The organism is Erythrobacter sp. (assembly GCF_024305245.1).
GTDB lineage: Bacteria > Pseudomonadota > Alphaproteobacteria > Sphingomonadales > Sphingomonadaceae > Erythrobacter.
The window spans coordinates 279,763-289,990 of record NZ_JAMWYX010000001.1 but is presented as its reverse complement, the minus strand read 5'-3'; the positions used below and the strand labels follow the sequence as shown (position 1 = coordinate 289,990).

11 protein-coding genes are annotated in these 10,228 nt (G+C 64.2%); 2 read left to right on the top strand and 9 right to left on the bottom strand.

Features of this window, described 5'->3' with window-relative positions; genetic code table 11:
• Window positions 1–7 precede the first annotated feature (7 nt).
• The 3 genes from Q0L48_RS01450 to Q0L48_RS01440 all read right to left on the bottom strand — a co-directional run bounded on the left by Q0L48_RS01450 (window position 8) and on the right by Q0L48_RS01440 (window position 2,531).
• Window positions 8–586 (bottom strand): NADH-quinone oxidoreductase subunit B family protein, encoded by a 579-nt coding sequence (locus Q0L48_RS01450; RefSeq protein WP_367273986.1) that lies wholly within the window; start codon window positions 584–586, stop codon window positions 8–10.
• Window positions 583–957: an NADH-quinone oxidoreductase subunit A gene (ndhC, locus tag Q0L48_RS01445; RefSeq protein ID WP_296717084.1), complete on the bottom strand. Its 375-nt coding sequence runs from the start codon at window positions 955–957 to the stop codon at window positions 583–585. The genes Q0L48_RS01450 and ndhC overlap by 4 nt, the downstream gene beginning before the upstream one ends.
• Window positions 958–1,100: 143 nt before the next feature.
• Window positions 1,101–2,531 (bottom strand): coniferyl aldehyde dehydrogenase, encoded by a 1,431-nt coding sequence (locus Q0L48_RS01440; protein WP_296716391.1) that lies wholly within the window; start codon window positions 2,529–2,531, stop codon window positions 1,101–1,103.
• A 203-nt stretch (window positions 2,532–2,734) separates the two neighbouring features.
• On the opposite strand from Q0L48_RS01440, the gene Q0L48_RS01435 reads away from it, so the two are divergent.
• Window positions 2,735–3,931 carry an acetyl-CoA C-acyltransferase gene (locus Q0L48_RS01435; protein WP_296716389.1) on the top strand — a complete coding sequence of 399 codons (1,197 nt, stop codon included), beginning with the start codon at window positions 2,735–2,737 and terminating at the stop codon, window positions 3,929–3,931.
• Between the two features lie 149 nt (window positions 3,932–4,080).
• Here the strand turns inward: Q0L48_RS01435 and Q0L48_RS01430 are convergent, their stop codons facing one another.
• Window positions 4,081–4,575 (bottom strand): SH3 domain-containing protein, encoded by a 495-nt coding sequence (locus Q0L48_RS01430; protein WP_367273984.1) that lies wholly within the window; start codon window positions 4,573–4,575, stop codon window positions 4,081–4,083.
• 111 nt (window positions 4,576–4,686) lie between these two features.
• Between Q0L48_RS01430 and Q0L48_RS01425 the strand changes: the two genes are divergently transcribed.
• Window positions 4,687–5,709 carry a D-glycerate dehydrogenase gene (locus Q0L48_RS01425; RefSeq protein ID WP_296716386.1) on the top strand — a complete coding sequence of 341 codons (1,023 nt, stop codon included), beginning with the start codon at window positions 4,687–4,689 and terminating at the stop codon, window positions 5,707–5,709.
• 15 nt (window positions 5,710–5,724) lie between these two features.
• Here Q0L48_RS01425 and Q0L48_RS01420 read toward each other — a convergent pair whose 3' ends face one another.
• From Q0L48_RS01420 to Q0L48_RS01400, 5 genes are all read right to left on the bottom strand, one after another.
• Complete coding sequence (locus Q0L48_RS01420; protein ID WP_296716384.1) at window positions 5,725–6,189, bottom strand: GNAT family N-acetyltransferase; 465 nt, start codon at window positions 6,187–6,189, stop codon at window positions 5,725–5,727.
• A 2-nt stretch (window positions 6,190–6,191) separates the two neighbouring features.
• Complete coding sequence (locus Q0L48_RS01415; protein WP_296716382.1) at window positions 6,192–7,595, bottom strand: nitronate monooxygenase; 1,404 nt, start codon at window positions 7,593–7,595, stop codon at window positions 6,192–6,194.
• Window positions 7,596–7,684: 89 nt separating this feature from the next.
• A complete protein-coding gene (locus Q0L48_RS01410; RefSeq protein WP_296717081.1) occupies window positions 7,685–8,338 on the bottom strand; it encodes a class I SAM-dependent methyltransferase in 654 nt (217 codons plus the stop codon).
• Between the two features lie 98 nt (window positions 8,339–8,436).
• Window positions 8,437–9,564, bottom strand: a complete 1,128-nt coding sequence (gene prfB, locus Q0L48_RS01405; protein ID WP_296716381.1) for a peptide chain release factor 2 — start codon at window positions 9,562–9,564, stop codon at window positions 8,437–8,439.
• An 89-nt stretch (window positions 9,565–9,653) separates the two neighbouring features.
• Window positions 9,654–10,187, bottom strand: coding sequence for a peroxiredoxin (locus Q0L48_RS01400; protein ID WP_296716379.1), 534 nt, complete (start codon window positions 10,185–10,187; stop codon window positions 9,654–9,656).
• Between the last annotated feature and the right edge of the window lie 41 nt (window positions 10,188–10,228).

Below are 10,228 nucleotides of genomic sequence, written 5' to 3'. Positions count from 1 at the left end.
TTTGCCCTTATCTCTCGATCGTGCCGACGCGGCGGATTTTCCGCTGCAACTGCATGACGCCGTAAAGCAGCGCCTCTGCGGTCGGCGGGCAGCCCGGAACATAGATGTCGACCGGCACGATCCGGTCGCAGCCGCGCACCACCGAATAGCTGTAATGGTAATAGCCGCCGCCATTGGCGCAGCTACCCATGCTGATCACATATTTGGGGTCCGACATCTGGTCGTAGACCTTGCGCAGCGCCGGAGCCATCTTGTTGCACAGCGTCCCCGCGACGATCATCACGTCCGACTGGCGCGGGGAAGCGCGCGGCGCGACGCCGAAGCGTTCCATATCGTAACGCGGCATATTGACGTGGATCATCTCGACCGCGCAGCACGCAAGGCCGAAGGTCATCCACCACAGGCTGCCGGTGCGCGCCCACTGGAACAGATCCTCGGTCGAGGTGACGAGGAAGCCCTTGTCGTTCACCTCGGTCTGCATCGCGGTGAAATAGGACGCGTCAGGCTGACGCACCTCGCCGCCCTTGGCGGTGGTGAGAGCCGAAATGTCGGGAAGCCCTTGGGGAGGAGTAACGGTGGTATTCATTCCCAATCCAACGCTCCTTTCTTCCATTCATATGCGAGGCCGACGGCAAGGATGAACAGGAACACCATCATCCCGCCCCATCCGACCCAGCCCGTCTGACCGAGGCTGACCGCCCACGGAAACAGGAACGCGGCTTCGAGATCGAACACGATAAAGCTGATCGCCACGAGATAGAACCGCACGTCGAACTGGCTGCGAGCATCTTCGAACGCGGGGAAGCCGCATTCATATTCGCTGAGCTTGTCAGCCGTCGGGTTATGCGCGCCCGTCAGCCGCGACACCGCCATCGGGGCGACCACGAACAGGATCGACAGCCCGAAGGCGATGAGAATGAATAACAGTATCGGCAGATACTGGCTGAGATCGATCACGGCGATGTCCAAGCTATTAATCCCGCGGTCGCCCTAAGCCTCTCGCGCCCACCGCGCAAGCCCGCGACTCGGGCAAAAGCCCTTAGCGGTGTTGCACGAAATCGAACAGTTCTTGCGAGCGAGCGCGAAATTCCGCGCGCCCCCTACTTCATCATGCGGGCCGTGGCCTTCTCGATGGCCGAACCATAGGGCGGCTTTAATCCGCCGAGCTTGGCGATGTCGATCTTCGGCTGGTGATAGACGGCGCGGGCGTGGCTGAATTCGCGGAAACCCTCGACCGCGTGATAGCTGCCCATCCCCGACGGGCCGACGCCGCCGAACGGCAGGTCTTCCATCGACACGTGGAACACCACGTCGTTGGTGGTCACCCCGCCCGAAATCGTGCGGGTCAGCACGCGCTCCTGCTCGCCCTTGTCTTCCCCGAAGTAGTAGAGGCCGAGCGGGCGATCGTGTTCGTTGATGTAATCCACCGCCTGATCGACCGCCTTGTAGGTCATCACCGGCAGCACCGGACCGAAGATCTCCTCCTGCATCGCGGCCATCGACTCGTCGACGTTCCTGAGGATGGTGAGCGGCATCTTGCGCTGGTTGGCGTTGGAGAAATCCTCGCCCGCCGGGTTGACCTCGATCACTTCGGCCCCCTTGCCGCGCGCGTCTTCGACCAGGCCTTGCAGCCGTTCGAAATGGCGGTCGGACACGATCGAGGCGTAATCGTCGTTGTCGAGCAGGCGCGGGTACATCGCACTCGCTCCATTGACGACCCCGGCGATGGCCTCGTCCTGCTTGTCTTCGGGCACGATCATGTAATCGGGCGCGAGGCAGATCTGGCCAGCGTTCATCATCTTGCCAATTGCGATCCGCTCTCCGGCGCGCGCGAAATCGGCGCTCCGGCCCATGATGACCGGCGACTTGCCGCCCAGTTCCAGCGTCACCGGCACGAGGTTTTCCGCCGCCGCCTGCATCACACGCCGTCCGGTTGCAGTCGACCCGGTGAAGACGAGATGGTCGAACGGCAGTGATGAAAACGCCGCCGCGACCTCAGGCCCGCCGGTAATGACCGCGACTTCCTCGGACGTGAAGTATTCCGCTGTCAGCTGCGCCATCAGCTCGCTGGTGCGCTCGGTGAATTCGGACGGCTTGATCATCGCCCGGTTACCTGCCGCCAGCACCTGCATCAGCGGGCCGAACGCCAGTTGCAGCGGGAAATTCCAGGGCGAAAGAATGCCGATCACGCCCTTGGGCTCATAGCGCACTTCGGCCTTGGCGCCGAGCAGACCGAGCGGGAACTGCACTTTCCGCTTCTCGGTCTTCGCCCATTTGTCGACGTTCTTCAGCGCGTCATTGCCGGCACCCACGGTGGCGGCGATGTCGGTCAGCATCGACTGCTGGATCGATCGATTGCCGAAATCCGCGCTCATCGCCTTGGCGAATTCCTCGCCGTGATCCTTGACCAGCGCAACTGCGCGGCGGATGCGATCCTTGCGCTGGGACATCGGCTCAGGGCGCGAGGCGGTGAAGGCGGCGCGCTGGCGGGCCAGCAGCGTTTCAAGTTCTTCGCGGCGATCATCAGCCATGTCGTTCTCCCATTCGGACAGCGATCCGTTTTGATTTGCGACGCATCTTCGCCCAAACCGATGGTGCGTGCAAGCTTGTCGCCGCAACGGGTTCGCGCCTCGGGGCATTGAATAGCCCGATTGCCCACCCAGTTGATTGCCAATACCGCAACGCAGCATTAGAGCCTGCCCCAGACATTCCATCCTGATGCAAGGATTTTGCCATGCCCCAGCTTTCCCCCGCCGATCCGATCGTGATCCTCTCCTACGCCCGCACCCCGATGGGCGCGATGCAGGGCGCGCTGTCGGACGTATCGGCGACCGATCTGGGTGCCGTCGCGGTCAAGGCCGCGGTGGACCGCGCAGGGGTGGCGGGCGAGGATATCGACCGCGCCTATATCGGCTGCGTGCTGCCCGCCGGTCTGGGTCAGGCGCCCGCTCGGCAAGCCGCGATCAAGGCGGGCCTGCCGCTGTCGGTCCAAGCGACCACCGTCAACAAGGTATGCGGATCGGGGATGCAAACCGTCATCATGGGCGCAGAGGCACTGGCCAGCGGCACCATCGACATCGTCGTCGCCGGCGGGATGGAGAGCATGACCAACGCACCCTACCTGCTGAAAAAGCACCGTTCCGGCGCGCGGCTGGGCCATGATACCGCCTACGACCACATGTTCCTCGACGGGCTGGAGGACGCGTACGAATCCGGCCGCGCGATGGGCACTTTTGCGCAAGACACCGCCAACGAATACCAGATGACCCGCGAAGACATGGACGATTACGCGATCGAATCGCTCGCCCGTGCGAACAAGGCGATCGCAAGCGGAGCGTTTGCAGGCGAAGTCGTGGCGGTAACCGTCATCACCCGCGCAGGCGAAGTCACGGTCGAGCACGACGAAGCGCCGGGCAAGGGCCGCCCCGACAAGATCCCGCAATTGAAGCCCGCCTTTGCCAAGGACGGCACGATCACAGCGGCGACCTCCAGCTCGATTTCGGATGGTGCCGCTGCGCTGGTGCTGACGCGCGACAGCGTGGCGAAGGCGAAGGGGCTGACACCTGTCGCCCGCCTGATCGCCACCGCCGCCCATGCCCAGGCCCCGGCCAAGTTCACCACCGCGCCGATCCCCGCCATCCAGAAAGTGCTGGAGCGCGCAGGCTGGAGCGTGGACGATGTGGACCTGTTCGAAGTCAACGAAGCCTTCGCCTGCGTCGCGATGTTCGCGATGCGCGACCTCGGCATTCCGCATGACAAAATCAACGTCAACGGCGGCGGCACCGCGCTTGGCCACCCGATCGGCGCCAGCGGATCGCGCATCATCGTGACCTTGCTCAACGCGCTCAAAACCCACGGCAAGACCCGCGGCATCGCGGCGCTGTGCATCGGCGGCGGTGAAGCCACTGCGGTAGCGGTCGAACTGGTGTGATATCGTGGGGCGCAAGGCTCTTTTTGCGCTGATGCTGCTGCTTGCGGCCGGGGCGACGGCGGGGTGTGAACCCTCGCCGCAACCCGACCCGGTCGAGCCGCCCGAACTTCCGGCCGATTGAACGCGAAGCCCAAAAGCCGCCAGCGCGGCTATTCGTCGCCCGGCAGGGTTTCCGCGCCCCACAACCGCTCGGCGCTCATCCAGCCCTTGCGTCCGGCGACGTCGATCTCGCACCAGCCTTCGCGGCAGGCGCCCAGCTTGCCCACCACACCCGGTTCGGCCCGCCAGCGCAATGCCGAGGCAACGGCAGGCGCGGCGCGTATGTCGGCCAGCCCCTCGCCCACGACGATAGTGCCGCGATCGGGATCGAGCTGACTGCGGGCGATCCAGCCTTTGGTGCCTTCGGGATCCTCGACGAACCGCCAGCCTTCGCGCACGCGCACCACCTTTACCGGCAGGCCCTTGCGCTTGTAGACCCATTCGATCGGATATTCCTCGCTCGGGCCGACGCGCATGCGCACCTCGTCATAGCGAAGACTTGCCCAGTAGGGCACTTCGCGATCCTGCGCGCTGGCCGGATCGCACACGATCACGAACCCCAGAAGCAGGCACAGGCCGAGCACGGCAAAAACGCGAAGTCCCATCATCATCTGCCGCGATAGACGGTCTGGCACGCCGGTATCAAGCACGCCTTGATGCAAATCCGGCAGCATCACGCCTTGACCGCGTGGGGCCAGTGGCATTAGCCGATAGCCATGCCCGACATCCGCACCCCGCTCGCCCGCACTCCCCTTGAGCGTCCCCGCGTGATCGTCACGCGCCATCTGGTGCCCGAAGTCGAGGCGCGGATGCGTGAATTGTTCGACGTGGTGCTGAACGAATCCGATACCCCCCTCACCCGCGATCAGCTGGCCGCCGCGATGCAGGATTGCGATGTGCTGGTACCGACCGTGACCGACCGGATCGACGCCGATCTAATCGCGGGCGCAGGCGCGCGTCTGGGCCTGATCGCCAATTTCGGCGCGGGGACGGAACATATCGATCTGGCTGCTGCTGCTGCGCGCAAGATCCTTGTCACCAATACGCCGGGCGTGTTCACCGATGACACTGCCGATCTGGCGATGGCGATGATAATCGGCGTGCCGCGCCGGATTCGCGAAGGCACGCAGCTGGTGCGGCGCGGCGAGTGGACGGGTTGGACGCCATCGGGCCTGCTCGGGCGCAAGCTGGCGGGCAAGGTTCTGGGCATTATCGGCATGGGCCGGATCGGTCAGGCAGTCGCCCACCGCGCCCGCGCCTTCGGGCTGGAGATCGTTTACACCAACCGCAAGGCGCTACCCGAGTCGGTCGAGCGGATGCTGGGCGTGCGTCACGTCGGCACTGTCGATGCGCTGATGGGCGAGGCCGATATCCTCACCCTGCATTGCCCGCTGACCGAGGAAACGCGGCACCTGATCGATGCGCGGCGGATCGCGTTGATGGCACCCGGCAGCAGCATCATCAACACCGCGCGCGGCGAATTGATCGATCAGGAGGCGCTGATCGCGGCGCTGCAATCGGGCCATCTCGCGGGCGCAGGGTTGGACGTTTATCCGGACGAGCCGAATGTCGACCCACGCCTGATCGCGCACCCTAACGTCATGACCCTCCCCCACATCGGCAGCGCCACGGCCGAGGGGCGCGAGGATTCGGGCCATAAGGTAATCGCCAACATCCGCATGTGGGCCGATGGGCACCGGCCGCCCGATCAGGTGCTGACGGCGCTGGTGCGGGGCTGACCTCGCACCGCCCAGTCACGTTTGCTCCAAAACCTTTTCGTAGAAGATATTGAACCCGGTTTCGGCATAGTCGCCGAACGGGCCGCGTCTGGTAAAACCATGCCGCCGATAGAGCGCGTTCGCGGGCGCGTAGGCCTCATTGTTTCCCGTTTCGAGAACAATCTTCGTATAACCGCGGCGGCGAGCCTCCGCCTCGATATGGGCGAGAATGGCACCGCCGATTCCTCGCCGCAATGCGGCGTCGGCAGTGCGCATCGATTTGACCTCGCCTGTCCGGTCGGGAAGCGCCATCAAGGCCCCGATGCCTAGCAATCGGGTACCTTCACGTAGCTCGAAAAGCGTGATCTCGGGCCGCTGCAAGCCCGCCAGATCCAAGGCGAAAGAGGTGCCCGGCGGCGACGCATCGTAAGCGCGCCGCTGGTGAAGTGCGATCAGGTCGCAAACATCCGCATTGTCGAAATCGGCAATGCGGATGTCCAACCTCAATCCCCCGTCAGGATCCGCTCGACCAGTTCGCCGACGCTCGGCGTATAGCCGTTGGAGTAGAACGGGTCCTGCTTGAAACGGTACGCCGAGTGGCCCGCGAAGGCCAGGTTGTTGTCGGGATCGTCGCCGTGGGCGATGTCCTGCAGGGTCTTCTGGATGCAGAAGCTGCGGGGGTCGGCGAGCCTGCCGGTCGTATAGTCGTCGTGGTCTTTCCAGCTCGAAAAACCGCAATGCGACAGGCAGCCCATGCATTCCTGCTGGTCCGTTCGGATCGTGTCGCGCGATTCCGGGGTGACGAAGATGATCGTGCCATCGGGGGTCTTCAGCGGCTCGGTATGTCCGGCGCGCATCCACATTTCGGCACGCGCCTTGTCTTCGGGCATAACCCAGAAACTGCGCGCCTTGCCGTCTTCGCCCAGCTGTACGGTGCCTTCTTCCTCGCCGCGCTTGAAGAACGGAATCTGGCGTTCGGACCGGTGCATCAGATCATACAGGAACGGGGTCTTGACCGCGCTCGAGTAGAAGCCCGTGGGCGAGAACTTGTGGAGCAGCACATCGCCCGGCTCGACCGTGCGCAGCATGTCTTTCCAGATCTGCGGGATCGGGCTTTCGCGCGTCAGCAAAGGACGCGTGCCGAACTGAAAGGCGATCTTGCCGAGTTCGGGATTGTCGATCCAGTTTTCCCATTCGCGCAGGAACCACACCCCGCCCGCCATCACGATGGGCACGTCATCGCTGACGCCCTCGGCGCGCATCATGTCGCGCAGCGTCTTGACGCGCGGATAGGGGTCTTCAGGCTTGGTCGGGTCTTCGGCGTTGGACAGGCCATTGTGGCCGCCCGCCAGCCACGGGTCTTCATAGACCACCGCCGCCATCAGATCGGGGACCTTGTGATAGGAACGCTTCCACAAGGCGCGGAAAGCGCGGCCCGAACTGATGATCGGGAGATAGGCAACGTTGAAGCGCGTCGCGATTTCCGCCAGCTTGTACGGCATCCCCGCGCCGCAGGTGACGCCCGCCACCATGCCGCGCGTATTCTCCAGCACGCCTTCGAGCACGGCCTGCGCCCCGCCCATTTCCCACAACACGTTGATGTTGATCGCGCCCTTGCCGCCGGACAACTCATAGGCCTGCTTCACCTGCGTGGTCGCGCCGTCGATGGCGTAGCGGATCAGCTCCTGGTGCCGTTCCTCGCGCGTGCGGCCGTGATAGACCTGCGGAATCGGATTGCCGTCCGCATCATAGCTGTCGGCATTGACCGCGCTGACGGTGCCAATGCCGCCCGCAGCCGCCCATGCGCCAGAACTGGCATGATTGGTCGCCGATACACCTTTGCCGCCTTCGACCAGCGGCCACACTTCACGCCCGCCATAAACGATCGGGCTAAGTCCCTTGAACAATGAAAACTCCCCTTCGCGCCTCTCTGACGCGCATTACGTGGTGGTGACATAGTGTCGCGCGGCGCTGCCCGCAACGTCTGGCGGCGGGTTTACTCCTGCCCCGTTCTACAGGGCCGGATCGCCTCGGGTTGGGTGCGCGCCTTACCGCGCTGAAACCGGGCGAAATAGCCCTTGATGTCGGGCCGTTCGAGATATTCGACCAGCACATAGCCGACTGCCTCGAATTCACAGAACAGCAGCGTGTGCGGCAACCCGTGGCGGCCCACCGGGCTATCGGCTTCGACCACGATGATCTGCCCGTCCGCATTCAGGGCGGGCCACATGCGCCACAGGAAAGCGTAAGGATCGGTCACCTCGTGGTACATGTGAACCAGAAAAATGCGGTCGAAACTGTCGGAGGGCAGCTGCGGATCGTCGGGCTTGCCCAGCTTGATCGAGATGTTTTCGAGCCGTTCGCGCTCGACCCGGCGGCCAAGCCGTTCCAGCGCCTCGCGGCTGATGTCCTGCGCCAGAACGCGCCCGTCCTCGCCGACGCGTTCGGCGAGGCGGACGGTGTAATAGCCCTCCCCTGCCCCGATGTCGGCCACGGTCATGCCAGGGCGTATATCGGCAAGATCCATTACCACCTGCGCCTCGTTGCGCTGGTCGCGGGCGTCCTCGTCGGCGAACTGGTAGGAAACCACTTCGACCACCGGGCGATCGGGCTCGGGAAAGTCGATCGGGCTGTCGGTCGGATCCGCCATGATCGGTACCACCTGATCGCAACCAACCAGCGCCAGCGCGCCTGCGACCAGCAAGCCCGAGGCGCGCGCCGAAGCCGTCCAGCCCGAAACGCGCACGATTATTCCACGTCCTCGATCTCGACCGTCTCGCCCGTCACCCGCTGCGCCAGCGCGGCCGAGATGAACGGATCGATCGACCCGTCGAGCACCGCATCGGGCGAGGTCGAGACGACGCCGGTGCGAAGGTCCTTGACCATCTGGTAGGGCTGCAGGACGTAGGAGCGGATCTGGTGGCCCCATCCGATGTCGCTCTTGGCCGAATGTTCGGCGCTGGCAGCTTCCTCGCGCGACCGCATTTCGGCCTCGTAGAGCCGCGCTTTCAGCATGTTCATCGCTATGTCGCGGTTCTTGTGCTGGCTGCGATCCTGCTGGCTGGCGACCACGATGCCGCTCGGCTGGTGGGTGATGCGCACGGCGGAATCGGTGGTGTTGACGTGCTGCCCGCCTGCACCTGACGCGCGGTAGGTGTCGATCTTGAGGTCGGCGGGGTTGATGTCGATCTCGAACGTATCGTCGATCACCGGGAACACCCACACGCTGGAAAAGCTGGTGTGGCGACGGGCCGAACTGTCATAGGGGCTGATGCGCACAAGCCGGTGGACGCCGCTTTCGGTCTTGGCATAGCCATAGGCGTTGTCGCCCTTGATCAGCAGCGTGGCGGACTTGATCCCCGCCTGATCGCCCGCCTGATATTCTACCGTTTCGACCTTGAACCCGCGCTGCTCCGCCCAGCGGGCATACATCCGCAGCAGCATTTCCGCCCAGTCCTGGCTTTCGGTGCCGCCCGCGCCGGCGTGAATTTCAAGGTACGTGTCGTTACCGTCGACCTCGCCCGACAGCAGCGCCTGCACCTTGTCGGCATCGGCGCGGTCGGCCAGCGAGGCGAGCGTAGCCAAGCCATCGTCGACGATCGCATCCTCGCCCTCGGCCTCGCCCATTTCGATGAATTCGACCGCGTCGCGCATCTCGGCGGAGATTTCGTTGACGGTGTTGATTGCGGTTTCCAGCGTCTTCTGTTCGCGGCTGATCGCCTGCGCCTGTTTGGGATTGTCCCACAGGGAAGGATCCTGCACCCGCGCATTGAGTTCGTCCAGACGCCGCAGCGCACGCTCCCAGTCGAGCGACTGTCGTACCAACGCCAGCGCCGCTTCGATCCGGTTGATATAAGCCTGGGCCTCGGCCCGCATGATCGATCCTTAAAGTGATGCCAGATTTGCGCCTTGCGCTTAACGCGGACGGCGCGATTGTAAAGCGGCGGAAGCGGCGTGCAGCCTGCCTACTTCCCGAGCGCCCGCACCGCTGCGAGCGTCTTTTCCACATGCCCGCGATAATCGCTGTTCGAATGCACCGCAGCGATCCGCCCATCAGACGCGATGACATAGGACGTGCGGCTGGTCAGCCCCGATTTGCCGAGCGCCACGTCATAGGCTTCGGTCACCTTGCCGCCCGCCACGCCGACCGGAAATGCATCGCGGCATTCCTCGCGGCTGAAGCGTTTCAGCGTTTCGATATCGTCGTTCGACATGCCGATCACACTCGCGCCCGCTGCCCGGAACTGCGGCATGGCATCAGCAAAGGCATTGGCTTCGAGCGTGCAGCCCTGCGTGAACGCCTTGGGGTAGAAATACAGCACCACCGGCCCCTTCGCCAAAGCGGCGCTGAGCGAGAAACCGAATTCCTTGCCCGCCAGCGCGGCGCGCGTCGTGAAAGCCGGAGCCTTCTCGCCCGCTGGCAATTCGGCCGAGGCCGGAATGGCAAAACCGGCGGCGGCAAGCGCGGCGGCGGCGAGCAATGTGATCTGTCTGTTCATGGGCACATAACCTTCAATGCCGACGCCGGTTCCCCGCCCGC